Origin of the sequence: Oceaniradius stylonematis, from assembly GCF_003149475.2 — a bacterium.
GTDB lineage: Bacteria > Pseudomonadota > Alphaproteobacteria > Rhizobiales > Rhizobiaceae > Roseitalea > Roseitalea stylonematis.
Genome location: NZ_QFWV02000008.1, coordinates 129,855 through 155,166, shown reverse-complemented (window position 1 = coordinate 155,166; position 25,312 = coordinate 129,855). Strand labels below are relative to the sequence as shown.

Sequence of the window (25,312 nt, the reverse complement as noted above, 5' to 3'; positions counted from 1 at the left end):
TCACCCCCGCCGGCGTCGGCCGCCGCGGCGGCGCGGCGTGTTGCCGCCCGGCTCGTCATTGGCCGCCTGCGGCTTTTTCGCCGGCAGCTTGACGGCCTGGGACAGGCGCGGAAACGCATCTTGCTTGTTGGGCAGGGCCATGGCGGCGACGAAATGGTCCTGGAACTTCGCCTCCAGCGNTGCGCGCGCCGGTGCCCGCCGCGTTGCCGACCGCCTTGACGTTTTCGAGATCGCAATCGGGGATCAGGCCGAGCACCATCGCATATTTCGGGTCGATGAAAGTGCCGAACGCGCCGGCAAAGCGGATCCGGTCGATGGTGGTCAGCCCCATCCTGTCCATCAGAAGCTTGATGCCGGCATAAAGCGCCGCCTTGGCGAGCTGGATGGCGCGAATGTCGTTCTGGGTCACGGTGATCGTCTGCGCGCCCTCGTGCAGCACGTAGGAGAAGGTGCGGCCGTCGGCGATGATGCGCGGCGATTTGGGCGCCAGCGTGCCGTCGATGACGCCATCCTCGGAGATGATGCCCGCAAGGAACATCTCGGCGACGACCTCGATGATGCCCGAGCCGCAAATGCCGGTGACGCCGGAGGTTTCGGCGGCGTCGGCAAAGCCGGGCTCGTCGGACCAGACATCGACGCCGATGACGCGGAAGCGCGGCTCGAAGGTCACCGGATCGATGCGGACGCGCTCGATGGCGCCGGGCGCGGCGCGCTGGCCGGACGAGATCTCCGCGCCCTCGAACGCAGGGCCGGTGGGGGAGGAGGCGGCGACCGTGTGGTCCTTGTTGCCGAGCACGATCTCGGCATTGGTGCCGACATCGACCAGCAGCATGATGTCGTCGGAGCGATGCGGACCTTCCGAGAGGGTGGCCGCGGCAGCGTCGGCGCCGACATGGCCGGCGATGCAGGGCAGCATGTAGAGCCGGGCGCCTTCGCCCAGATCGAGCCCGTTGGCGCGGGCCGGCATCGCGACCGCATCGGAAACGGCCAGCGCGAAGGGCGCACCGCCCAGTTCGGTCGGATCGATGCCGAGGAACAGATGATGCATGATCGGATTGCCGACGAACACCGCATCGAGAATGTCGGCCCGGTCGATTCCCGATGTCTCGACCGTTTCGGCGACCAGTTCGTTGACCGCGTCGCGCACGGCCTTGGTCATCGCTTCACGGCCGTCCGGGTTCATCATCACGTAGGAGACGCGGCTCATCAGGTCCTCGCCGAAGCGGATCTGCGGGTTTGACGTTCCCGATGAGGCAATCGTCAGCCCCGAGAGCAGCGAGACCAGATGCAGTGCGATGGTCGTCGAGCCGATGTCGCAGGCAATGCCGTAGGCTTCGTTCTTCAACCCGGGATAGACGGCCACGAGGGTAGCCGGGCCGTCCGTTTCGGGCTGGTGGACGGCGGCGGTGACCTGCCACTGGCCCTTGCGCAGGATCGATTGCACCTGCGGTAGCAAATGCGGGTCGGCGTTGAGGGCGTCAAAGCCCCATTGGTCGCGCAGCGCGGCGAACAGCCGGTCGAGATCGCCCAGCGGCTTGTGCATGTCGGGTTCTTCGACCTCGACATAACAGAGCTGGAGCGCGGGATTGCGCGGGAAGACCTTGGTGTCGGCAGCCTTGCGGACGATCTGCGTGTTGACCTGCGCATCGGCGGGCACGTCGATGACAAGATCGCCCTGAACGGTCGCCGAGCAGGACAGGCGCCGGCCGTCCTTCAGGTCGCGCTTTTCGGCATAGCGCTGTTCCTTGGCGCCGAAGGCGGAGATGTGATCGCTTGACGATGTGATGCCGTGCTTGGCGAACCGCCCTTCGGCCACTTCCACCTGGCAGCGCCCGCAAATGCCACGCCCGCCACAGACCGATTCCACATAGACGCCGAGGTCACGCGCGGCGTCGAGCACCGGCGTTCCCTTGGGAAAGCGCCCGCGGCGGCCGGAGGGCATGAACAGGACGAGGGGGTCTTGGGTGGTCACGTGTTAGTTCCCTGTATCGCACCCTCGCCCTTCGAGGCTCGCTGCGCTCGCACCTCAGGATGAGGGTGCTGGCTTCCGAGTTTTTCCTAACCCCGATGTGCTCACATCCCTCCCCCCTCAAGGGGGAGGGAAGAACCGGGTTCACCCCCGCGCACGTGCGGCGCGGCCACCACGACGGCCGCCGGCGCGGGCATTGGTGTTGGCCGCCGAGGCGGAGGCGGGCTTGTTGAACTTGATCCAGTCGCCGCCGCCATCATCGTGATTGAGCAGGAAGTTGGCGGCGCGGATGGCCTCCATCTCCTTGCCCGGGCGGGGCTTGGTCGAGCCGAGGCCGAACAGCCGGACAAAGGTCTCGTCGTCCATGTCCGGCGGCAGAACGATGCCGGCGGCTTCGACTTCGGCCCGCTTTTCGGCGATTTTCGTCGGGCCGACCGGCAGCGCGACGGGGTTCATGATCGCGCTGGTCATGCCGGCGGCGAACGCCATGGGCAGGAACGCGTTGTTGATGCCGTGCCGGTTGGGAAGACCGAACGAGATGTTGGACGCGCCGCAGGTGGTGTTGACGCCCAGTTCCTCGCGCAGGCGGCGCACCAGCGTGAACACCTGATGGCCGGCGGTCGCCATGGCGCCGATCGGCATGACGAGCGGGTCGACGACGATGTCGTGGGCAGGAATGCCGTAATCGGCGGCGCGCTCGACGATTTTCTTGGCAACGGCGAAGCGCACGTCCGGATCCTCGGAAATGCCGGTGTCGTCGTTGGAGATCGCAACGACCGGCACATCGTATTTCTTGACCAGCGGCAGGACGAGTTCCAGCCGCTCTTCCTCGCCGGTGACCGAATTGAGAAGCGGGCGGCCCTTGGCGGCCTTCAGACCGTTTTCCAGCGCGCCGGGCACCGAGGAATCGATGCACAAGGGGCAGTCGGTGACGTTCTGGACGACCTCGATGAGCTTGGGCATCAGCATCGGTTCGACGAAATTGTTGTCGGCGTAGCGCGGGTCCTCGGCCATCTTGCCGGAGAAGACCGCGCCGGAATTGATGTCGAGCACGGTTGCACCCGCTGCCACCTGCGCAATCGCATCGGCTTCCACGCGCGAAAAGTCGTCGCGCTCCAGCTCCTCATTGAGCACCTTGCGGCCGGTCGGATTGATCCGCTCGCCGATCACGCAAAAGGGCTGGTCGAAGCCGATGATGGTTTCCTTGGTCGCGGAGGCGACAACGGTGCGTGTCATGATGATGTGAGTCCCAACGCGTGACGTTTGTCAGTGGCCGTTCGATTGAACATGAGGATATAAAGATGTCTTTATATCCCATGAGCCGCGCTGATCAAGCCACTCTGCGGCTTTTTTGATGCCGCCGAACGGAAAAACGTGGATCTGGCGGATGGCGCCGGTGGGATTGTCGTGCCAGGCCCGTTCGATCGGGCCGACGACGCTTTCGGGCGAATGGGAGGTGGCCAGCGTGGCGATCGAGCGCGTGTTGCGCTTGAAGAAGCTCAGCGAATTGCCGACGCCGCACATGGCGGCGAACTTGATCAGCGTTGTTACCTTGGCCGGCCCGGCGACGCCCAGATGCACCGGCATGTCGATGCCATTGTCACGCAAGCCGTTGGCCCAGCGCGCAAATCTCTCGCCATCGAAGCCGAACTGGGTGACGATGCGCATCCGCGCGCCGGTGCGCTCGCCGAAATTCTTCTTCAGGCGCAGCGCTTCCAGCGCCACCTGTTCGTTGAAATCGGGCGATCCTTCGGGATGGCCGGCTATGCCGATATCGGTGATGCCGTTGGCGTCGAAAATGCCGGTCTCCAGCACTTCCATCGTCGAGGTGAAGGCGCCTGCAGGTCTTTCCAGGCCGCCGCCGATCACCAGAATGTCGGTGACGCCCGCTTCGGCGACGGTCGCCCTGACGCGCTCATCGAGCGCGGTGCGGGTGGTCAGCCGGCGCGATGCGAAATGCGGCACCGGCTCGTATCCAAGCTCGCGCACGCGCCGTGCCGCGCGGACGAGCGTGGGAGAGGGGTCGGAGCCGACATCGGTGATGTAGACGCGCGTGCCGGGCGGAAACAGGCCGGGCAGGTCGGCCGATTCGATGGCCTGTTTGGGAGCGACCTCGATCGAGGCGGGTATGCGCGGCTGGTTCATGGCACCGGTTCCGTTGTGCCGCTATGCGGCGTTGTCGGTCTCGAACCCCTCGGCCTTGATCAGGGCCTTCAGACGTTCGGGCGTATAGTCGTCTTCAAGAGTCCTGGCCGCCTTGTCGGCCTCGGCCTCCAGATCGTCGCTGACCTTTTCGGGATCGCCCTTGCGCCACTCGGCGAGATAGGCATCGCTATCCCTTGCGCCGACGCGCATGGCGCACATGTCGATCGCCTCGGTAAAACGCAGCGGCAGTTCGCGCTTCGCGGCGTCGCGCCGTTTCTTCACAATCACCTGGGCAGGAATGTCGCGCCAGTAGACGATGATCCGGTCAGCCAATTCGAAGTCCTTTCAGCGATGACAATGTTGGAGATCACGGTGCGCGGCTTCCTTGCGGGCGACGCGCTCAAATCCAAAAGCGACAGGCTGTCGCACCTACCACACGCCGCGTCGCAGACCCGTGCCGATCCAGCCCCAAAGGGTCGGATGGTAGTATTGCCGCGACGGGCCTGCCGGCTGCGGATCCATCACGCGGCCCGCCAGCGCTTCGTCGACAGCCGCCGCGCAAAGTTCGGCGCATTGCGCTGTGATGACATGCTGGTGCGTGAATATGGTGTCCGAAGGCCCGGGCTCGCAAACCTTCTGGGCGATGACCGCTCCGGTATCGACGCCCGCATCGACGCGGTGAATGGTGCCGCCGTAGAGATCCGGCCGGCCCTCGGCCAGCGCCCAGTAGCCGCCGTTCAGACCGCGATAGTGCGGCGTAATGCCGGCATGGAAGTTGACGACCGGACAGGCGATGGCGTCGAGCGTCGACCGCTTGAGCATCCGGGCGCCGACCAGAAACAAGAGGTCGGGTGCGGCCGCTTCAAGAGCCTGAATGAAGGCGGGATCGTTGCCGGACGGAACAGGGCGCACGTCCAGCGCATCCGGCAGCGTCATCGACACGCCGTACCGGGTTTCGAGTTCGGCGAAGCGGGCGTCGAGTATCTTCTTTGAGAGGCGCGAGCCGACCATGACCGGAAATTGTCCCGCGATCTGGAGCCAGCCCAGTTTGCGGGCGCGGCGCTTGAGGAACGCGCCGCGCGATTCGGGCGGTTCCCTGAAAACGATGAGGTCGCGATAGTGCGCGCGGAGCGCGTTGACGATCATCGCCGGCGCCTGGCCGCCGGCGGTCAGGACGGCGATGGAAGCTGGCATCTAGCCGCCCATCCAGTGCAGGGCAAAAGCGCCTGCCGTGAAAACGACCGTGAAAATGACAAGGATGGATATGGCACCGATAATGATGCCGATCCACAGCCATCTGCCGTCGCGCTCGGACAGCGCCAGCCCGCAAATGGCGCAGGCAAAGGCCGGCAGCCAGTTGCCGAAGGGCACCGGGATGATCACCGCCACGCCCAGGATCAGCGCATAAAGGCCGACGATCCGTTCGGCGGCGCGGTGGCTGGAGAAGGGCCAGCGGCGTGGACGAATCCAGGTTTCGAGCTTTTCGAGAAGCGGAATGACGCGGCGGGTCATCCGGCCGAAGCTCTCATGGCTCATCGAACGCTTCAAAAAGAACTCCGGCAGCCAGACCGTATCGCGGGCGGCGACCATCTGAAGGGCCACCAGGACGATCGGCACGCCCAGAACGACCGTGGAGCCGGGCGGGAAGGGCAGCATGTTGATCACGCATGTGAACACCAGGAAGGTGGCGAACGAACGGTCGGCGAGGGCGTTGCGGATGCAGCGCACCGTCACGTCGCCCTGTTCGCGCGCGGCCAGTTCGCGCAGCACGACGGACAGCGGCCGCGGCCGGTATGGCGGCAGGACCGGCGTATCGACCGCCGCGCCGGCGATGGGGGTCTGATCAAACATCGGCCGTTGGGTCATGGCTGGTTGTTGGCACCATGGGCGTCAATCCCGTTTCGTGCCCCATCATGACACGATTTTCTTTACAGACTTTTGTCTGTCGGCGATGCCGCGGCAACCAGGGCCGGGGCGAGGTCACCATAGCCGGTCAGGCGGCGCTCGAAGGCAAGGCCAAGGCGGTCCGCGGCGTGCCGTGCCTTTTCGGTCAGGTCGGCGTCGTCCGTCTGGGCGATATAGAGCAGCCGGGTGTAATGGGCAAAATACATGTCGCGCAATTCGGGATGCCGGTCGAGACCGAGCGGGCGTATCAGGAACGTGTCGAAATGGCGGGCAAGAAAGTCGGTCATGAAGAAGGTGGTCAGGTAATCGTCTTCATCGGCGTCGGCGAAGGCGGCGTTGCCGATATAGAAGGAAAAGCAATGCGGACCGGCGATCCGCTCGACGCCGTGTCTTTCGCAGACACGGTCGAGGTCGCCGCCGGTGCCGCAATCGGCATAGCCGACGAAGATCTGCTCGAAGCCCTCATTGCGCGCCCTTTGGATCGCCGTATCGACGGCAGGAGCGATGCGCTCGGGATGGTGATGGAAGTCGGCCGGCAGACAGGTCAGCGAGACGTGATCGAGCCCGTTGGCGCGGCACACGTCGAGGATTTCGCGCGCGATCATGCCGCAGCCGATGACGCGGACGGGTTGGGCGGCGGGTTGTCGTTTACTGTTTGGCATCACGGCGCGCGATAGGATTGCGAAACTGTAATCTCCTAGCCGATTGCCGCCTTTGCGTCATCCGGTGTAGGACCGGCGGGCACGGCAAAACGAGAATCAGCGCTTGAAGCACCAGACGATTTCTCCGAACCTGGACAGCGATCCGCGCCTGCCGACAGCGGCGCCGGAACTGACGGTCGTGCTGCCCACCTACAATGAAGCCGAGAACATTCCCGTCATCGTCGGCAAGATCGCCGATGCGATGGGCGGGATCGCGCATGAGGTCATCGTCGTCGACGACGACAGTCCGGACGGGACCGCGGCGGTCACCCGCGCGGTTGCCAAATCGCATCCCCATGTGCGCTGCATCCGCCGGGTCGGACGGCGCGGCCTTTCGGGCGCTTGCCTTGAAGGGATGATGGCGGCCAACGCGCCGGTCGTTGCCGTCATGGATGCGGACATGCAGCATGACGAGACGCGGCTGCCGGTCATGCTTGCCCAGATCGCCGACGGGGCGGATCTGGTGATCGGCTCGCGCTATGTCGACGGAACCCGGGCCGGCGGCGGCTTCCACAAGAAATCGCGGGCCAAGGGCAGCGAGCTTGCCACGTCGCTCGCCAACATGATCACCGGCAGCTACACGACCGACCCGATGAGCGGGTTCTTCATGCTGCGGCGCGACGTCGCCGACACGGTCGCGGGCACGGTGTCGCGCGAGGGGTTCAAGATCCTGTTCGACATTGTCAGCCGCCGCGGCGCAGAGCTGGACATACGCGAGGTGCCGTTCGAGTTCCGCGAACGGGTGGCCGGCGAGAGCAAGCTTGGCTTTCTGGTGACGGTGCAGTTTCTGGGCCTTCTCGTTTCGCGCTATACGGGCGGGCTTGTGCCGGCGCAGTTCCTGCTGTTCGCGCTGGTCGGCACGTCGGGTCTTGTGGTCCACATGGCATCGCTTTACGGCCTGTCGGCATCCGGGATGAACTTCACCCTGTCGCAGACGATCGCCACCTATATCGCGATGACGACGAACTTCGCGTTCAACAACGAGGTCACCTTCGCCCACCGCAAGCTCGCCGGACTGCGGTTCTGGCGCGGGCTGGCGACCTTCTATGCCATCTGCTCGATCGGCGCGCTGGGCAATCTGGCCGTCGCCGAACGCATATTCGAGTTCGGTGCGCCGGTCTGGCTGGCGGGCCTGTCGGGCGCGGTGATGAGCGCGCTGTTCAACTTCGCCGTCACCAAGCTGGTGACCTGGCGCGACGGCTGAGTTCAGCCGCCCAACGACATGGGCTTCTGGCCAGGTCCCTTCAGACCGAACCATCGCCGCACCACGTCCAGCCACAGGCCATAGGGCCGTCCAAGCACCAGCATGTAGACGGCGGCCCCCAGGGCGCCGCGCCAGAGCGCATCACCGGTCGCGCCGCCCGCATAGATGATCGCAACGTAGATCGGCACCTGGAACAGCAGCAGGGCGACGACGTCGTGGGCGAAGCGGCTGATGCGGCCGGACGTTTCGGCGCGTGCCATGACCCAGTCCCGCCAGATGCCGTAGGGCCGCGCCGTCAGCACCATCAGCGGCGCGCCGATCGCGCGCGAACGGGCAACCTCATCCCAGGCCATTCCGGCGACGAACCGCTCGTTGATGATGCCCGCAATGGTGAAGAACACCACGAGTGCCGTCGTATCGGCGAGAAAATCACGGGAAACGATGGTCCGGAGCCGCTCGAGCACTGCGCCAAAGCCCGGCGAAGGTCAGGCGTTTTCCATCTGGTTGTGGCGGCGCTTCATGAACATCTTGGCCGTCTCGACGGCAACCGCGGCGTCCCGGCAATAGGCGTCGGCGCCGATCGCCCGGCCGAACTCCTCGTTGAGCGGCGCGCCGCCGACCAGCACCACGTAATCGTCGCGGATGCCCTTTTCCTTCATCGTGTCGATGACGACCTTCATGTAGGGCATGGTCGTCGTCAGAAGGGCGCTCATGCCGACAATGTCGGGCTGTTCCTTCTCGATCGCCTCGAGATAGTTCTCGACCGGATTGTTGATGCCCAGATCGATCACGTCGAAGCCGGCGCCTTCCATCATCATGCCGACCAGGTTCTTGCCGATGTCGTGAATGTCGCCCTTGACGGTGCCGATCACCATCTTGCCCAGCTTGGGCGCGCCGGTCTCGACAAGCAGCGGGCGCAGGATCGCCATGCCGGCCTTCATCGCATTGGCCGACAGCAGCACCTCGGGCACGAACAGGATGCCGTCGCGGAAATCCTCGCCGACGATGCGCATACCCTCGACCAGAGCCTTGGTGAGCACGTCATAGGGCGCCCAGCCGCGATCGAGCAGGATCTGCGTGCCCTCGGTGATCTCGTCCTTCAGACCGTCATAAAGGTCGTCATGCATCTGCTGGACAAGCTCGTCGTCCGACAGTTCCGACAGGATGATCTCGTCTTCGTCTGACATGTGTGCGGTCTCCCAACCGGCCGGCAGTTTCGCGACATGCTACGCGTTTTTGCCGATTGTCAAATGAGGCGACTGCGACTCGTGGTGAAACGAATACGACAAACGCCTCCGGCATCGCGGCCGCGGCGAACGGCCCGACCTACGACATAGAACACATAACAACATCTTTATATCGTTATTTGTTTCGTTTGCAAGAGCCGTACGACAGCGGTTGCGTGTCGCCGCCGAACCAGCCGAGGACGCACATGGTATCGTGACATGGCACTGTTCGGACATACGATTTGGCCGCCGGCATGACGGCTGCGCTGCATTGGACGGGAAGGGCAGATGGATCAGGATCAGATGGCAGAGCCCGCAGGGGAGACGGCGGCGCCGGCCGGCGAGCGGCGCGGACGCCGCGCATCGGGCGGTGCGGCGGCGCGGCGTGCTTCGCGCACGGGCGGCGGCGCTGGCCCGCAACTGACCTACATCACCCGCAAGATTCCGGTCTATGAAGTGCTGGGCGAGGAGGGGCTGGCGCTGATCGAGGCCAATGCCGACCGGGTGCTCGAAGAAACCGGCATCGAGTTCCGCGAGGACGAAGAGGCGCTGGCGCTGTGGAAACAGGCCGGCGCCGACGTCAAGGGCGAGCGCGTGCACTTCCCCAAGGGCCTGTGCCGCGAGCTTCTGAAGACGGCGCCGCCGGTCTTCACCCAGCATGCGCGCAACCCGGCGCGGTCGGTGCAGATCGGCGGCGACGCCACCGTCTTCGCGCCGGTCTACGGTCCGCCCTTCGTGCGCGATCTTGAAGGCGAGCGGCGCTATGCGACGATCGAGGATTTCCGCAATTTCGTGAAGCTGGCCTATCTGGCGCCGTCGATCCACCATTCGGGCGGCACGGTGTGCGAACCGGTCGACATCGCGGTCAACAAGCGCCATCTGGACATGGTCTACAGCCATATCCGCTATTCGGACAAACCGTTCATGGGGTCGGTGACAGCGCCCGAGCGCGCCGAGGATTCGGTGGCGATGGCCAAGCTGGTCTTCGGCGACGATTTCGTCGACGACAATTGCGTGCTGATCAATCTGATCAACGCCAATTCGCCCTTGGTGTTCGACGGCACCATGCTGGGCGCCGCCAAGGTCTATGCACGGGCGAACCAGGCCTGCATCGTCTCGCCCTTCATCCTGGCCGGCGCGATGAGCCCGGTCACGGTGGCGGGCACGCTGACGCAGGTTTTGGCCGAGGTGCTCGCGGGCGCTGCGTTCACCCAATTGTGCCGGCCGGGCGCCCCGGTGCTGTTCGGCACGTTCGCGGCCTCGATCTCCATGCAATCGGGAGCGCCGACCTTTGGCACGCCCGAACCCTCGCTCGTCTCCTACGGCGCGGCGCAGCTGGCGCGGCGCGCCGGCCTGCCGTTCCGCACCGGCGGTTCGCTGTGCGGGGCGAAGCTGCCGGACGCGCAGGCCGCCCATGAGAGCGCCAACACGATCAACATGACGCTTCTGGCCGGCACGAACTTCGCGCTGCATTCGGCCGGCTGGCTCGAAGGCGGGCTCGTCTCGTCCTATGAGAAGTTCATGATCGACGTCGATCAGCTCGGCGTGATGCAGGCAATGAGTCAGGGGATCGACCTGAGCGACAACGGCCAGGCGATGGATGCGATCGCCGAGGTGGGGCCAGGCAGCCATTATCTGGGATGCGCCCACACCCAGGCCAATTTCCAGACGGCCTTTTACCGCTCGACCGTCGCCGACAACAATTCGTTCGAGCAATGGCTGGCCGAGGGCGGCAAGCGCGTCGAGGAACGCGCCAACGCGCTGTGCCGGGACTGGCTGGCCTCCTACCAGCCTCCCGATCTGGATCCGGCGATCGACGAGGCGCTTCTGGCCTTCATCGCGCAGAAGAAAGAGTCGATGCCCGACGCCTTCGGCTGAAGCGAACCCGCTTCAGCCAGGGAGACAGGCGGGCGCAGACGGGTCGGCAACCTCATCCATGACGAGGTCTGGCGGATGGGCGAGGGGTGAGGGACGTCTGTTATGCCGACGAAACCGCCCTTGCCATCGAAAGCTCAAGCGTCTGCTTTGCCCATTCAACCACGTCGCACTGACGCATTGCCTTGGAGCCTATTGACTACCGTCAACGAGCCGCTTCAAAAAAGCCTCGGAATCTTCATCGACTGGGAAGAAAGTCTCCACGCGCAGTTCCTGTGCCAGCGCATTTGTCGGCATCGCTATTGAGGCAATGACCGAGAACAGTTCGAGTTTCGCACCACCGATGTTGAGGCGGACCGGAAAGACAGGATTGGGCGCGTATCTTACGTCAAAGTTCCACCACCTGTCGGGCAGAGCTGGATGCCTCTTGATCCTGTCCAAGGCATTTCTCAAATCGGTCGGTCCAAGAGCCTCGCGGTGAATGCGCTGCACCGTTTGTCGCGCGAAGTCTTCCCAGTTTTGAACATGAGGCCGTAGTCCGTCAGGGCTGAAGGCAAGATCCAGAATGTTCAGGCTTGCTGCAGTTCCACCAATCAGTTGGCTGACCAAAAACCGCGCTGACGCGTTCATCTCTACGATGTCCCAGGACCGATCGATCGCAAACGATGGATTGGGGTCATGCGCCGTCATCAGGCGGATGACGGCTCCATGAATCGGGGACATGTCATCGCTTGCAATGTCGCCCACGGCGTAGGCATCCGCCAAACCGGCAGCGCGCAGCAACAGGTTTCGATCACGCAATGGGATTTGCAGCGCTACCGAAAGGCGAAATACCATATCACGCGACGGCTTGGACCTGCCTGTTTCCAGGAAGCTGATGTGACGCGATGGCGTCTCGACCGATAACGCCAGTTCGGCCTGCGAGAGTTGCCGATCGGCGCGCCAGGAACGCAAGAGATCACCGAAATGGGGTGAGGCAGATCCGCTCTTCATACACCTGCCTACCAACAACCGGCCGTTCAGACCATTCCGTGGCAGGGAATTGATATGGGATCAACCGACGCGCAGGTTCGCGACATATCAACGTGGAGCATGACACATGACCTTTTGGATTCTGATGGCCTTGGGCCTCTACTTCGTCCAAACCCTGCTGCCAGTCGCATTTCGCTTCAAAGGGAGTCCGGAAGCGATGAAATCGCGTGACGAAATGCCGGAGGCATCCCTCGTCTGTGGCCGCGCCGACCGCGCATTGGCCAATGTAACCGAGGCCATGATTCTGTTCATTCCATTGGCTCTCCTGTTGCAGGCTGCCGACGGTGCTGCGCTCGGCGCGATTATCTTCGTTTGCGCACGGATCATTTACGTCCCGCTTTATCTGACCGGCGTCCCGTATCTGCGCACCTTTGCCTGGATTGCAAGCTTGGGTGGCCTACTGGTTATGGCGATGGCGATTACAGGCTGATCCGACGGCTGCGCGCAAGATTCAATCCATCTTGCGCGTATCTCGTCTGCAACGATTGTAAGTCGAATTCAGACGTTGAGAACAACCCCGCCCACCCCGATATCAGTCGTTCATGTAGTTCGCAGCATCCTTCACACTGGGCTCAAAGCCGACGTTCACCCCAAAAAGACTTATCCCCCATCCTCCGCCCGCCCTCATCCTTCCTGCGATCCCTTTCGTGGAGCCCGGATATGCGCCCGGCTGTTCGGGAGAGGGACGGTGGCGTGGCTGGTGCCGCAGAGGTGCGGGGCTGGGTGATGAACCCTCAAGCGCGTTTGGCCCCGCAGCATCTATGATGCTGCGGAAAGGCTCCAAACGCCACTTTCAAATCGCCTGCAAGCTTTCCGGATCGCCCGTTGTTCCAGCCTTTCATGCACCGGCCCTGCGAGGGCACGGCGAGGACGACGCGCGCCTGCTGGTGTCCGGGCGTGTGACCCATTTGTAACTTGCAGGCGCGGGGCAGGGCACTATGGTCGCCCGCGGTATCGGAGCGGGGTCGCAGCGTGCTTTGCCGCAATGTCATTTTGGCCGTCACTGCCCTGGCCGTCGCGGGCTGCGCGACCGGCCCGACATCGTTCGCCCCGGTTTCGGCCGTGCCCGAAGGCGCGGTGATCGAACCGCTGCTGGTCGCCACCACCCGGGCGCCGTCGGCGGAGGGCGCGCTCGGCTATGCGACCTCGCGCTCGGCCGCGCTGTCGTTTGCCGATGTGCGGGTCTCGATCCCGCCGGACCGGGAGCCGGGCGATCTGAACTATCCGCGCCGCAATGTGGATCCCCGCCGCGATTTCGTCGCGGCCGGTGTCGAGACGGGTCTCGACCGCACGGCGTTCGAAGAGCGGCTGAACGAGCGGCTTTCGGCGCTTCCGGCTGGCGAACGCGGCGTTTTCGTCTTCGTGCACGGCTACAACACCGATTTCGCCGAGGGCGTGTTCCTGCAGGCGCAGATCGCGCACGATTTCGAGGTGCCCGGCACGTCGGTCAATTTCTCATGGGCGTCGGCGGGCATGCCGCCGGCCTATCTGTTCGACCGAGAAAGCGCGCAGATCGCCCGCGACGATCTGGTCGAGACGCTGCGCATCGTCGCCCGCAGCGCGGCGACAGAGGTCGCGGTGATGGGCCATTCGATGGGCGGCGTTCTGGTCATGGAGGCGCTGCGGCAGCTCAGCCTGACGGGCGACACCGAAACGCTGGGCCGCATCGGCGTCGTCGTCCTTGCCTCGCCCGACATCGATGTCGATCTGTTCAAGCGGCAATACCACGCCATCGCGCCCAAACCGCCGGCATGGCTGATCTTCGTGTCGCGCCGCGATCCGGCGCTGCGGGCGTCGTCGCGCCTGCGCGGCGGAGCGCCCCGGGTCGGCAGCGGATCGGATGTGGACGAGCTCAACCGGCTGGGCATCGCGGTGATCGATCTGACCACGGTGGGCGGCCGCGACCTGCGCGGCGAACATACGCGCTTTGCCTCCTCGCCGCTGGTGATCGCGATGATCCGCGATGCGGAGCGGGTACGCACATCGCTCGGCCGGTCCGACGCCCGCGCGCTGGAGGCGGCGGCCGACGACTGGAACACACTTGGCGCGTCGGTCGCCAATGTGCTGCGCCTGCCGCAGGCGCCGGCCCGACCGTAAGGGGTATGGACCCGGCCGCCCGGCATGGACGATACGGGTTGATCACCACCCCTTCTGGCCGGTAGCATGGCGTCATGACCGTTCTGGAAACCAGCCATTCGCTGCATTTCGACCTGCTGATGCTGTGCGCGCGCATCGGCTATTCGCCGCCTGCCGGACGCTGATCCCGCCGGCCCGCAACGGGCCACGATCACATCCGACAGGAGCATTTCCATGAGCTATCAGAACTTTTCCCGCGAGCAGATGCAGGCGATGGATGCCGCGCACCATCTGCACCCCTTCACCGACCATGCCGACCTGCGCGCGGCGGGCAGCCGCATCATCACCCGCGCCGACGGTCCTTATGTCTATGACGCGCTGGGCAACGAGATCCTCGACGCGATGGCGGGCCTTTGGTGCGTCAATGCCGGCTATGGCCGAAAGGAGCTGGTGGACGCGGCCACCGCGCAGCTGGAGGAGTTGCCCTACTACAATTCCTTCTTCCGCTGCACGACGCCGACGCCGGCGCTGCTCGCCGACCGGCTGGCGCGGATCGCGCCCGACCACATCAACCAGGTCTTTTTCGGTTCGTCCGGATCGGAGGCCAACGATACCGCGCTCAGGCTGGTGCGCCATTACTGGGCGCTGGAAGGCCGGCCGGAGAAGAATATCGTCATCTCGCGCGACTGGGCCTATCACGGCTCGACCATCGCGGCGACATCGCTCGGCGGCATGGCGGCGATGCACGAGCAGCTTTATGGCGCGGTGCCGAACATCCGCCATGTCATGTGCCCCTACGCGTTCGAACTGGCCGAACCGGGCGAGAGCGATCACGATTTCGGACTGCGCGCGGCCAAGGCCGTCGAGGACGCGATCGTCGAGGCCGGTCCGGACAATGTCGCCGCCTTCATCGGCGAGCCAATCCAGGGCGCGGGCGGCGTGAAGATCCCGCCGGCCAGCTACTGGCCGGAAATCCAGCGCATCTGCGACAGGTACGACGTGCTCCTGATGCTGGACGAGGTGATCACGGGCTATGGCCGCACGGGAGAATGGTTCGCGGCCCAGTCGATGGACATCGCGCCGGACACGATCACAACGGCCAAGGGCCTGACATCGGGCTATCAGCCCCTGTCGGCACTGCTGGTCGGCGACCGGATTGCCAAGACGCTGGTCGACAAGGGCGGCGAGTTCTATCACGGCTACACCTATTCGGGTCATCCGGTGGCCTGCGCGGTGGCGCTGGCCAACCTCGAGATCATCGAGCGCGAGGGGCTGATCGACCGGGTGCGCGAGGACACCGGCCCCTATCTGGGCGAAGCGCTGACGGCCGGGATCGGCGATCATCCGCTGGTCGGCGAGGTGCGCACGTTCGGCCTCCTGGCTGGCATCGAGATCGTCAAGGACCGCGACACGCGCGCCCGCTTCGAGCCCGAGGGGCATGCCGCGTCCGTTGTCCGCGATCACGCGATCGAGGGCGGTCTGATGATGCGCGCGGTGATGGACACGATGATTCTGTCGCCGCCGCTGATCTGGACGCGGGAGACGATCGACACGGCCGTCGACCGGATTCGCGCCGCGCTCGACAAGGCTGCAAAGGACCTGCGCTGAGCCCGGTCGCGTTCCGGATTTTCGCTGTTGTTGTGCGCTGCACTATGCTATGGTGCAGCGCACAATGAAAGGCATCAGATGACACAGGCACGCAAGGGGCGCGGCACGCGGCCGATCCGGCACATGGTGGCCTCGAAGGCCTTTTACGACCGGCTGCCCCCCGGCGCCGAGCTTTTGATGCTGTCGCCGATGGTCATGGCGATGCGTCTGCCCATGGTCTTGTGGGAACTGTCGACGCCGCAATTCTCCGCCCGCCGCGGGCGGCCCGAAGGGCATCGGGCCGTGTTCGAGAAGGCGGCGGCTGTCGTCGAGAGCTATGGGGCCGCGCAGGCGGAAATGGCCCGCTCGGCTGCACTTTTCTGGATCGACGCCTTCTCCGGTGCCATGCCCGATCCGGATCGGCTGTCGCGCTCGCTGACCGATCTGGCCGATGCGAGCATCGAACCGCATGCGCGGCGTGTCCGGGCCAATTATCGTCGCCTGCGCGCCGATGGCCGCAAGCGCACCGCGCCGCAGCGCTGATCAGCTGTCGCCGTTGCTGGCCTTCCGAAGAAGCTGTTCGAGCCGTTCATGTTCGGCACGGTCGAAGGCGAGCTGTTCGGCCTGGTGCCGGCGCGCCATGCGCTTGACGACGCGCTCGGCGGATTTGTCGAGCGCCTCGCAGCTCTCGCGCGGCGGCAGCGCCTCGATCGCCTTGCCCAGCTCCCGGGCATAGCGTTCGGCGATCTGAACATGCATATCCTCATGGGCCCTGGCATAGCGGGCCAGCGAATCCCAGGCCGCGCGCAGTTCGCGATCGCGGCTCGTCGCCCGCTCCTTCCAGCGCGGAAGCGTGATGTTGGCATCGATCCGGAACAGGGCCTCCGTGAAGGTGCAGCCGGCATCGGTCTGTTCCTGCTGGACGGACACCGGCACGAAACGGATCGCCGCGACGGCCAGCGCATGGCCCTGCATCGGTCCCTTGCGGCGGATGTCGCGGTCAAGGGCCTCGCTCGTCGTGCCCGAAACCAGATAATATTCGGTGGTCACGTTGGAGGCGGTGCTGGTGCAGGCCGTAAGCGCCAGCGCCACAAAGCCGGTCAGGAGCATTCGCTGCAGCCGCATTAGCCGGACCGTTTCGGTTTATTGACCATGGCGCACTATAGACCGTTCGGCGGCCGATCTGAACACGGAAATTGCCGCAGGCCATGCGCCGCCCATCTGCAAAAAAGAGCAGTCCCCCCAAAATTCCACGGGTCGGAGCGGGCAATTTTCTTGCCGGAACGGCGCCGAAAAGACCGATGTTCAGCTTTTGCTAAGGTCTCATCAACCTGCTGGTAACGTTGTTCCCCTAAAGCTGTGTCCCGAGGCGACAACACGGCCTCACGGCCTCCGGATCAGGTACTGCGTACCGGAGCTCCTGTTTTCCCCGGCGTTTCGGGGATGTGTGTGGTGTGATGCAAAGCCGCGGACGATCATGACGATCGACGCGGTTTTTCATTGCGCCAAAGCCTCTTGCCGCGCGATCGGCGAAACCGCTTTTCAACGCCGCCCCAACCGGTCTAACCAAGGCCGATGACGCGCGCGCTGATGTTTCAGGGAACAGGCTCGGATGTCGGCAAGTCGGTGCTGGTCGCCGGGCTCTGCCGCCTTTATGCCCGGCGCGGCCTGGCCGTTCGTCCGTTCAAGCCGCAGAACATGTCCAACAATGCGGCGGTCGCCGACGATGGCGGCGAGATCGGCCGCGCGCAATGGCTGCAGGCGCTGGCCTGCGGCGTGCCACCCTCGGTGCACATGAACCCGGTGCTGCTCAAGCCGCAGAGCGACACGGGCAGCCAGATCGTCGTGCATGGCAAGGTGGCCGGCACGGCGCGCGGCGCCGACTACAAGCGCAAGAAGCCGCAATTGCTCGATGCGGTGCTGCACAGTTTCCGGACCATCGCCGCCGAGGCCGATCTGGTTCTGGTCGAGGGCGCCGGTTCGCCCGCCGAAATCAATCTGCGCGCCGGCGACATCGCCAATATGGGCTTTGCGACGCGCGCCGGCGTTCCGGTCGTCCTGATCGGCGACATCGACCGGGGCGGGGTGATCGCATCGCTGGCCGGGACCCACGCGATCCTTTCGCCCGAGGACCGGGCGATGGTCGTCGGCTANCTGGCCCTCTTTCGGCGTCGTGCCATGGCTAGCCGATGCAAGGCGTCTGCCGGCCGAGGATTCGGTCGGTGTCGAAATGTTCGGCGGCGCGAACCGTTCCGGCATGCTGAAGGTGGCCGTGCCGCTGCTTGGGCGGATCGCCAATTTCGACGATCTCGATCCGCTGGCCGCCGAAGAGGGCGTCAATGTCGTCATGGTGCCGCCGGGCGATCCGATTCCCGGCGATGCGCATCTGATCGTCATTCCGGGAAGCAAGTCCACCGTCTCCGATCTCAAGGCGCTCGACCGGAATGGCTGGCGCCGGCAGATCGTCGACCATGCGCGGCGTGGCGGCCATGTGGTGGGGCTCTGCGGTGGCTATCAGATGCTGGGCCGTGTGGTGCGCGACCCGAAGGGCATCGAAGGCGCGCCGGGCGAGGCCGAGGGTCTGGGTCTTCTGGACATCGAGACGGTGATGCATCCGGCCAAGACCGTCCACAACGCGTCGGCCCGGTCCGTCGTGCACGATGTGCCGCTGACGGGTTATGAAATCCATCTGGGCGAAACCATCGGTCCCGATTGCGCGCGTCCGGTCGCGATCATCGACGGCCGTCCCGATGGCGCGATCTCCGCCGACGGCCGGGTGATGGGCACCTATCTGCACGGCCTGTTCGACGCGGGCGGGTTCCGGCGCGCCTTTCTGGCCGGTTTCGGAATTGGAGCCGAGGCGGTCGACCATCGCGCGCGGATCGAGGCCGCCGTGGATGCGATCGCCGACGAACTGGAAACGGTGGTTGCCGCCGATGCGTTGCTGGAGGCGGCACGGCCGGTGCGATGCCGTTCCGATTTGCGTTGACTTTGATTTGCCGCGCCGCCTAACGTCGTGCCGATGACCGGTTCCGCCAAGCATATGTGCGGCGGATGAAAAGGGAATGCGGCGGGCGGACCCAAACAGGGCGCCCTCATCGCAGCCGACCCCGCGACTGTAGAATGCGCGGACGTCCATCGCCGCTTCGTGCGGCGGCCACTGGAGAAATCCGGGAAGGCGGGGCGCTCCGATCCGGGCACTGCCCGGTCGCCATGAGCCAGGAGACCTGCCGATCGCAACGAAACCTCACGGGGCGGGCGTTCCCGGACAGGCGCTGCGCGACCCCATGCGGATCAATGCGATCCTCCTGCGGCCCACCGCGACGGCACTGTTCACCCGAACGCCGGTCCCGCAACGGGCGAGGCTGACATTTGACCGGCGAACCGGCTCTCAGGGACGGTGTGACACTGGTGCTCGGCGGCGCGCGCTCGGGCAAGTCGGGGTTTGCCGAGCGCCTCGTCGCCGGCTCGGGCCTTGACCCCGTCTATGTCGCCACGGCCCAGATTTTCGATGAGGAAATGCGCGAGCGGATCGTCCATCACCGGGCGCTGCGCGGCGCCGAATGGCGGCTTGTCGAAGAGCATGACGCGCTCGAATCCGTGCTGTTGCGGGAGGCGATTGCAGGTCAGGCGGTGCTGGTCGATTGCCTGACGCTCTGGGTCACGAACCTGATGCTCGCCGAAGCCGACATCCGCGCGCGGTCGTTTGCACTGCTCGACGCGCTTGGCGCGTGCGCGGGTCCGGTCGTGCTGGTTGCCAACGAGGTGGGCCTGGGCATCGTGCCGGACAACAAGATGGCGCGCGACTTCCGCGATCATGCCGGGCGGCTGAACCAGGAGATCGCCGCCCATGCCGACACGGTCCATTTTCTGGCAGCCGGGCTGCCGCTGACACTCAAGGGGTGAGACATGCTCAACGCGAAGATACCGGCCACGGTGATCACCGGATTTCTGGGCGCCGGCAAGACGACGATGATCCGCAACATGCTGCAGAATGCCGGCGGCAAGCGGATCGCGCTGATCATCAACGAGTTCGGCGATCTGGGCGTCGATGGCGACGTGCTGAAAGGCTGCGGCATCGAAACCTGCACCGAGGACGACATTGTCGAACTCACCAATGGCTGCATCTGCTGCACGGTGGCCGACGATTTCGTGCCGACCATGACCGCGCTGCTCGAACGCGAGCAGAGGCCCGACCATATCGTCATCGAGACGTCCGGGCTGGCGCTGCCGCAGCCGCTGGTGGCGGCCTTCAACTGGCCGGACATCAAGACGCAGGTGACCGTCGACGGCGTGGTGACCGTGATCGATGCGGCCGCCGTCGCCGAAGGGCGCTTTGCGAGCGACCATGACGCGCTCGATGCGCAGCGCGCCGCCGATGACAGCCTCGATCATGAAAGCCCGCTTGAGGAACTGTTCGAAGACCAGATCCGCGCCGCCGACATGGTGGTGCTCAACAAGGCGGACCTCGTGGATGAAGCGCGTCTCGAGGCGGTGCGCTCAAACGTGGCCGGACAGGTCGACCGGCCGCTCAAGGTGATCCATGCGAGCCACGGCGATCTGCCGGTCGCGGTGCTGCTCGGCCTTGGGGCGGCGGCCGAGGATCATATCGGCATGCGCAAATCGCATCATGAGATGCACCATGCGGACGGTCACGCGCACGATCATGATCACGACGATTTCGACAGTTTCGTCGTCGAGACCGGCGCGGTGGGCAATCCGGAGGGGTTCGTCGGCGGGCTGAAAAGCGTGATCGCCGATCATGACATTTTGCGCCTCAAGGGCTTTTGCGCCGTGCCGGGCAAACCGATGCGGCTGGTCATCCAAGCGGTCGGCGGGCGCATCGACACCTATTTCGACCGGCCCTGGGCGCCGGACGAAACGCCGTCAACGCGGCTGGTCGTCATCGGCCTGCACGGCATGGAGCGATCCGCGATCGAAGCGGCGATTGCGGCGGCGACGCTGCCAACCGTGGCGGCGGCCGAGTGACCAGGGTTTTTGGCACACCGCCCTCTGTCCCTCCGGGACATCTCCCCCACGAGGGGGGAGAGCAGGCGCAAGCGGCTCGGTTTGGCATCCACTCTCCCCCCTTGTGGGGGAGATGTCGGCATGGCCGACAAAGGGGGGTGTGGATGCTATCGGGGGTGCATGGCTGAATGCATCTGCTGCTGGCACAGAAGGGTTCGGTCGGCGAGGGCGAGGACGAAGCGGTCGATCTCGGCCAGACGCCCGGCGACATCTGCGTCCTGTCGGCGGCGGACACGGAGCTTGCGAGCCTTGCGGCGGCTCATGCCGCGCGCGGCGGCGCATCGTCGCTGCGCCTCGTCAATCTGATGCAGCTTCGCCATGCAATGAGCGTCGACACGTGGATCGAGCGCACCGGCCGGCATGCCAGATTGGTCGTTGCGCGGCTTCTGGGCGGGCAATCCTATTGGGGCTATGCGGTCGAAGCGCTGCGTGCGGCGGCGGACCGGCACGGCTTCGCGCTGGCGCTGTTGCCTGGCGACGACCGCCCCGACCCGCAGCTCGATCCCTATTGCACGGTGGGTGCCCAGGACCGGACACGGCTCTGGGCGCTGCTGCGCGAAGGCGGCCCGGCCAATGCGCGCGGGTTTCTCGATGCCTGCCACGATCTGGTCGCGGGGCGCGCGGTCGCCACCGAGGCTGTGCCGCTATTGAAGGCAGGGGTGTTGGACATACCCCCCTCTGTTGACTTCGCCAACATCTCCCCCACAAGGGGGGAGAGTGGGTTCGCTTCATCGTCGGTCGGCTCACGCATCGTCGGGCAAAACACTGAAGTCGAGGCAGGTCCTCGTTCTCCCCCCATGTGGGGGAGATGTCCCGAAGGGACAGAGGGGGGTGGCTTCGAAGCGATGTCCGACCCGACGCCGCGCGTCGATCCTCCCCAAAAAAGCGTGCAGGGCCGCGCCGCCATCATCTTCTACCGGGCGCTGGTCCAGTCCGGCCAGACGGCGCCGGTCGAAGCGATGGCCGAGGCGCTTGCGGCACGCGGCATGGCGGTGACGCCGATCTTCGTGTCCAGCCTCAAGGACGAGGTGTCGGCGGCAACGGTCGCGCGGCTGTTCGAGACAGACCCGCCGGACATCGTCGTCAACATGACCGGTTTTGCAGTCTCGACGCCGGGCGCGCAGCGGGTGCCGACCGTTCTCGAAGCGACCGGCGCTCCCGTGCTGCAGGCGGTGCTGGCGGGCGGTTCCGCAGAGACTTGGACCGAGTCCAGCCAGGGGCTTGGCGCACGGGATCTGGCCATGAATGTCGCGCTGCCCGAAGTCGATGGCCGCGTCCTGTCGCGGGCAGTGGCGTTCAAGGCCGCCGAGACGTTCGACGAGGCGACGCAATGCAACGTCGTCCGGCACAGGCCGGTCGCCGACAGGGTCGGTTTCGTCGCCGATCTTGCCGCCAACTGGGCGCGGCTCAGGCGCACGCAGCCGGCCGAACGGCGCGTCGCGCTGGTGCTCGCCAACTATCCCAACCGGGACGGCCGGCTTGCCAACGGTGTCGGCCTCGATACGCCGGCGGGCACGGTGGAAGTGCTCAGGGCGATGAAAGGGGCGGGTTACGATGTCGGCGATTTTCCCGCCGATGGCGATGCGCTGATCGACCATCTCAAGGCCGGGCCGACCAATGCGGCAACGGAAGGCCGGGAGGTCGGCGACACGATTTCCTTGAGCGAATACAAGACCTTCTTCGAAACGCTTCCGGTTGAGAATCAGATTCAAGTCACTGAGCGCTGGGGCGCGCCGGAGGACGATCCGTTCTTTGTGGACGGAGAATTCGCGCTGCCCCTGACCCGCTTGGGCAATGCGTTTGTCGGCATCCAGCCGGCGCGCGGCTACAATATCGATCCCAAGGAAAACTACCACTCGCCCGATCTCGTGCCGCCGCACGGTTATCTGGCATTTTACGCCTTCCTGCGCCGGCAGGCCGGTGTCCATGCCATCGCCCATATGGGCAAGCATGGCAATCTGGAATGGCTGCCGGGCAAGGCGCTGGCACTGTCGCAGACCTGTTTTCCGGAAGCGGCACTCGGCCCCGTGCCGCACATCTATCCGTTCATCGTCAACGATCCGGGCGAGGGGAGCCAGGCCAAGCGCCGGACATCGGCGGTGATCATCGATCATCTGACCCCGCCTTTGACACGTGCCGAGAGCTACGGTCCGCTCAAGGACCTCGAAGCGCTGGTCGACGAATATTACGAGGCGGCGGGCAACGATCCGCGCCGGCTGCGGCTGTTGAAGACGCGCATTCTCGATCTCGTGCGTGACATCGGGCTCGACCATGACGCGGGCATCGGGGCGGATGAGACCGACGATGCGGCGCTCGAAAAGCTCGACGCCTATCTGTGCGATCTGAAAGAGATGCAGATTCGCGACGGGCTGCATGTCTTCGGCAAAGCGCCGGAAGGCCGGCTTCTGACCGATCTGACCGTGGCGCTGGCAAGGGTCCCATCGGCCGATCAGGACAGCCTTCATCGGGCGATCGCGGCCGATGCGGATCTGGTGCGTTCGCCCCAAACCTCCCCCTTGAGGGGAGGTCGGAGAAGCGAGCGCAGCGACGCTGATCCGGGTGGGCGTAAAATCGGTGGCAAACCCCCACCCGGCTCGCCTGCGGCTCGCCGACCTCCCCTCAAGGGGGAGGTGGAAGCGGCGACCTTCGACCCGCTCGATTGCGCCATGGGCGAGCCTTGGACCGGTCCGAGGCCCGACGTCATGCGAACGCTGTCCGACGATGCATGGCGGACCAATGGCGACACGGTGGAGCGGATCGAGCTGCTCGCCGCGAAGCTGGTCGGAGGCGAGATCGACTGCCCCGCCGATTGGGCACGGACGCGCGGTGCCCTCGACCATGTACGTTTTGCGCTGCAACCTTCGGTCACCGCCTGCGGGCCGGCCGAGATCGAGGGCATGCTGACCGCGCTCGACGGACGTTTCGTCGCGCCCGGCCCGTCCGGCGCGCCGACGCGCGGGCGGCCGGACGTCTTGCCGACAGGCCGCAACTTCTTTTCCGTCGACAGCCGCGCCGTCCCCACGGAAACCGCGTGGGAACTGGGCCGCAAGTCCGCCGACCTTCTGGTTACGCGCCACGTGCAGGACCATGGCGAGTGGCCCACGTCGCTGGGGCTCACCGCATGGGGCACCTCGAACATGCGCACGGGCGGCGACGACATCGCCCAGGCGTTGGCGCTGATCGGCGCCAAGCCGGTCTGGGACGGTGCGTCGCGGCGCGTGACCGGCTACGAGATCATCCCGCTGGCAACGCTCGGCCGGCCGCGCGTCGATGTCACGCTGCGCATTTCCGGTTTCTTCCGCGATGCCTTTCCCGACCAGATCGCGCTTTTCGACAAGGCCGTGCGCGCTGTGGGCGCGCTCGGCGAAGACGAAGCCGATAATCCGATCGGAGCGCGGATGCGGGCAGAACGCGCAAAACTGGTTGCGGAGGGCATCACCGACGCGGAAGCGGACCGCCGCGCGGGCTTTCGCGTGTTCGGCTCCAGGCCCGGCGCCTACGGCGCGGGGCTGCAGGCGCTGATCGACGAAAAGGGCTGGAACGACAAGGCCGACCTGGCAGAAGCCTATCTGGTCTGGGGCTCTTATGCCTATGGCGCCGGGGCGGAAGGAGCGCGCGAGCGCGGCCTTTTCGAAACGCGCCTGTCGTCGCTCGAGGCTGTCGTCCAGAATCAGGACAATCGCGAGCACGATCTGCTGGATTCAGACGATTACTACCAGTTCGAGGGCGGCATGACAGCGGCTGTCGAGACACTGACGGGCAGTCGCCCGGCGGTCTATCACAACGACCATTCCCGGCCCGAGCGCCCGGTCATCCGTACCCTTGAAGACGAGATCGGCCGGGTGGTGCGCGCCCGCGTCGTCAATCCCAAATGGATCGCCGGCGTGATGCGCCACGGCTACAAGGGCGCGTTCGAGATGGCGGCGACGGTCGATTACATGTTCGCCTTTGCGGCCACAACTGGCGCGGTTCGCGACCATCATTTCGACGCCGTCTACCAGGCCTATCTGGTCGACGACGAGGTGCGCAGCTTCATTGCGGACAAGAACCCCGATGCGCTGGCCGAGATGGCCAACCGCCTCGCCGAAGCGATTGCACGGGGCCTGTGGACACCGAAGTCCAATTCGGCGCAGTTTGATCTTGAGGCTCTCGCCGGAGGAACCGTGACGCCATGACAAGCAAGACGGGACGCTGCCTTTGCGGCGCGGTGCGCTACGCCTTTGCCGGCGAGATCATCTGGACGGGGCATTGTCATTGCGAGAGCTGCCGGCGCGCGACGTCGTCGCCGGTCACCAGCTTTTTCGCCGTTCCAAGGGACGGGTTTTCTTTCACCGGCGACGAGCCGGGCGCCTATCGCTCGTCGCCCAACGTCATGCGCCGGTTCTGCCGGACCTGCGGCTCGCCTGTTGCCTATGAATGGGACGGCAAGCCCGGGGAAGTCCATCTGTACTCCACCAGCCTCGACGACCATTCCGATTTCGTGGCCGGGCGGCACGATTTCTGGAACGAACGCGTTGCATGGCTGAATGTGGTCGACGACTTGCCCAAGCACGAGGATGAGTGA

At 65.3% G+C, this 25,312-nt stretch carries 21 protein-coding genes, 2 pseudogenes and 1 riboswitch; of the genes and pseudogenes, 12 read left to right on the top strand and 11 right to left on the bottom strand.

The window, feature by feature from the left end; all coding sequences use genetic code 11:
- The 7 genes and pseudogenes from DEM25_RS13960 to DEM25_RS13930 all read right to left on the bottom strand — a co-directional run bounded on the left by DEM25_RS13960 (nt 1) and on the right by DEM25_RS13930 (nt 6,681).
- Nucleotides 1-1,942 (bottom strand): annotated as a pseudogene (locus tag DEM25_RS13960) (ASKHA domain-containing protein).
- A 171-nt stretch (nt 1,943-2,113) separates the two neighbouring features.
- Nucleotides 2,114-3,205 carry a methyltetrahydrofolate cobalamin methyltransferase gene (locus tag DEM25_RS13955; protein WP_109766335.1) on the bottom strand — a complete coding sequence of 364 codons (1,092 nt, stop codon included), beginning with the start codon at nt 3,203-3,205 and terminating at the stop codon, nt 2,114-2,116.
- Nucleotides 3,206-3,235: 30 nt separating this feature from the next.
- Nucleotides 3,236-4,114 (bottom strand): methylenetetrahydrofolate reductase, encoded by an 879-nt coding sequence (locus DEM25_RS13950; RefSeq protein ID WP_109766334.1) that lies wholly within the window; start codon nt 4,112-4,114, stop codon nt 3,236-3,238.
- Between the two features lie 21 nt (nt 4,115-4,135).
- Complete coding sequence (locus DEM25_RS13945) at nt 4,136-4,447, bottom strand: virulence factor (RefSeq protein WP_109766333.1); 312 nt, start codon at nt 4,445-4,447, stop codon at nt 4,136-4,138.
- Between the two features lie 96 nt (nt 4,448-4,543).
- A complete protein-coding gene (locus DEM25_RS13940; protein ID WP_109766332.1) occupies nt 4,544-5,308 on the bottom strand; it encodes a formyl transferase in 765 nt (254 codons plus the stop codon).
- The gene (locus tag DEM25_RS13935; RefSeq protein WP_109766472.1) at nt 5,309-5,965 is read right to left on the bottom strand and encodes an exopolysaccharide biosynthesis protein; all 657 of its coding nucleotides are present in this window, start codon (nt 5,963-5,965) and stop codon (nt 5,309-5,311) included.
- A gap of 77 nt (nt 5,966-6,042) precedes the next feature.
- Nucleotides 6,043-6,681 (bottom strand): DUF1638 domain-containing protein, encoded by a 639-nt coding sequence (locus tag DEM25_RS13930; protein ID WP_109766331.1) that lies wholly within the window; start codon nt 6,679-6,681, stop codon nt 6,043-6,045.
- 103 nt (nt 6,682-6,784) lie between these two features.
- Here DEM25_RS13930 and DEM25_RS13925 point away from each other — a divergent pair, with 103 nt between their 5' ends.
- Complete coding sequence (locus DEM25_RS13925) at nt 6,785-7,924, top strand: glycosyltransferase (RefSeq protein WP_245412920.1); 1,140 nt, start codon at nt 6,785-6,787, stop codon at nt 7,922-7,924.
- A 2-nt stretch (nt 7,925-7,926) separates the two neighbouring features.
- Here the strand turns inward: DEM25_RS13925 and alaE are convergent, their stop codons facing one another.
- Nucleotides 7,927-8,388: an L-alanine exporter AlaE gene (gene alaE / locus DEM25_RS13920; RefSeq protein ID WP_109766330.1), complete on the bottom strand. Its 462-nt coding sequence runs from the start codon at nt 8,386-8,388 to the stop codon at nt 7,927-7,929.
- Nucleotides 8,389-8,409: 21 nt separating this feature from the next.
- A complete protein-coding gene (locus tag DEM25_RS13915) occupies nt 8,410-9,111 on the bottom strand; it encodes a corrinoid protein (protein ID WP_109766329.1) in 702 nt (233 codons plus the stop codon).
- A gap of 342 nt (nt 9,112-9,453) precedes the next feature.
- Here DEM25_RS13915 and DEM25_RS13910 point away from each other — a divergent pair, with 342 nt between their 5' ends.
- Nucleotides 9,454-11,028 carry a trimethylamine methyltransferase family protein gene (locus DEM25_RS13910; RefSeq protein ID WP_109766471.1) on the top strand — a complete coding sequence of 525 codons (1,575 nt, stop codon included), beginning with the start codon at nt 9,454-9,456 and terminating at the stop codon, nt 11,026-11,028.
- A 189-nt stretch (nt 11,029-11,217) separates the two neighbouring features.
- Here the strand turns inward: DEM25_RS13910 and DEM25_RS13905 are convergent, their stop codons facing one another.
- Nucleotides 11,218-12,018: a helix-turn-helix transcriptional regulator gene (locus DEM25_RS13905; protein ID WP_109766328.1), complete on the bottom strand. Its 801-nt coding sequence runs from the start codon at nt 12,016-12,018 to the stop codon at nt 11,218-11,220.
- 106 nt (nt 12,019-12,124) lie between these two features.
- On the opposite strand from DEM25_RS13905, the gene DEM25_RS13900 reads away from it, so the two are divergent.
- The 5 genes from DEM25_RS13900 to DEM25_RS13880 all read left to right on the top strand — a co-directional run bounded on the left by DEM25_RS13900 (nt 12,125) and on the right by DEM25_RS13880 (nt 16,263).
- Entirely contained in the window at nt 12,125-12,487 is a 363-nt protein-coding gene (locus DEM25_RS13900; RefSeq protein ID WP_109766327.1) for an MAPEG family protein, read from the top strand.
- Nucleotides 12,488-13,050: 563 nt separating this feature from the next.
- Nucleotides 13,051-14,154, top strand: a complete 1,104-nt coding sequence (locus DEM25_RS13895) for an alpha/beta hydrolase (RefSeq protein WP_158585273.1) — start codon at nt 13,051-13,053, stop codon at nt 14,152-14,154.
- 74 nt (nt 14,155-14,228) lie between these two features.
- On the top strand, nt 14,229-14,318 hold the full coding sequence (locus DEM25_RS13890) for a capsid protein (protein ID WP_109766325.1): 90 nt from the start codon (nt 14,229-14,231) through the stop codon (nt 14,316-14,318).
- A gap of 49 nt (nt 14,319-14,367) precedes the next feature.
- The gene (locus DEM25_RS13885; RefSeq protein WP_109766324.1) at nt 14,368-15,741 is read left to right on the top strand and encodes an aspartate aminotransferase family protein; all 1,374 of its coding nucleotides are present in this window, start codon (nt 14,368-14,370) and stop codon (nt 15,739-15,741) included.
- A gap of 78 nt (nt 15,742-15,819) precedes the next feature.
- Nucleotides 15,820-16,263, top strand: coding sequence for a hypothetical protein (locus DEM25_RS13880; RefSeq protein ID WP_109766323.1), 444 nt, complete (start codon nt 15,820-15,822; stop codon nt 16,261-16,263).
- Here the strand turns inward: DEM25_RS13880 and DEM25_RS13875 are convergent, their stop codons facing one another.
- The gene (locus DEM25_RS13875; RefSeq protein WP_109766322.1) at nt 16,264-16,845 is read right to left on the bottom strand and encodes a DUF922 domain-containing protein; all 582 of its coding nucleotides are present in this window, start codon (nt 16,843-16,845) and stop codon (nt 16,264-16,266) included.
- 450 nt (nt 16,846-17,295) lie between these two features.
- On the opposite strand from DEM25_RS13875, the pseudogene DEM25_RS13870 reads away from it, so the two are divergent.
- The 5 genes and pseudogenes from DEM25_RS13870 (at nt 17,296) to DEM25_RS13850 (ending at nt 25,312) form a co-directional block, all read left to right on the top strand.
- Nucleotides 17,296-18,709, top strand: a pseudogene (locus DEM25_RS13870) (cobyric acid synthase).
- 21 nt (nt 18,710-18,730) lie between these two features.
- Nucleotides 18,731-18,969, top strand: a riboswitch (cobalamin riboswitch).
- A 123-nt stretch (nt 18,970-19,092) separates the two neighbouring features.
- A complete protein-coding gene (gene cobU, locus DEM25_RS13865) occupies nt 19,093-19,626 on the top strand; it encodes a bifunctional adenosylcobinamide kinase/adenosylcobinamide-phosphate guanylyltransferase (RefSeq protein WP_109766320.1) in 534 nt (177 codons plus the stop codon).
- A gap of 3 nt (nt 19,627-19,629) precedes the next feature.
- The gene (gene cobW / locus DEM25_RS13860; RefSeq protein ID WP_109766319.1) at nt 19,630-20,709 is read left to right on the top strand and encodes a cobalamin biosynthesis protein CobW; all 1,080 of its coding nucleotides are present in this window, start codon (nt 19,630-19,632) and stop codon (nt 20,707-20,709) included.
- 167 nt (nt 20,710-20,876) lie between these two features.
- Nucleotides 20,877-24,923, top strand: a complete 4,047-nt coding sequence (gene cobN, locus DEM25_RS13855) for a cobaltochelatase subunit CobN (RefSeq protein WP_109766318.1) — start codon at nt 20,877-20,879, stop codon at nt 24,921-24,923.
- Entirely contained in the window at nt 24,920-25,312 is a 393-nt protein-coding gene (locus DEM25_RS13850) for a GFA family protein (RefSeq protein ID WP_109766317.1), read from the top strand. Before cobN ends, DEM25_RS13850 begins: the two co-directional genes overlap by 4 nt.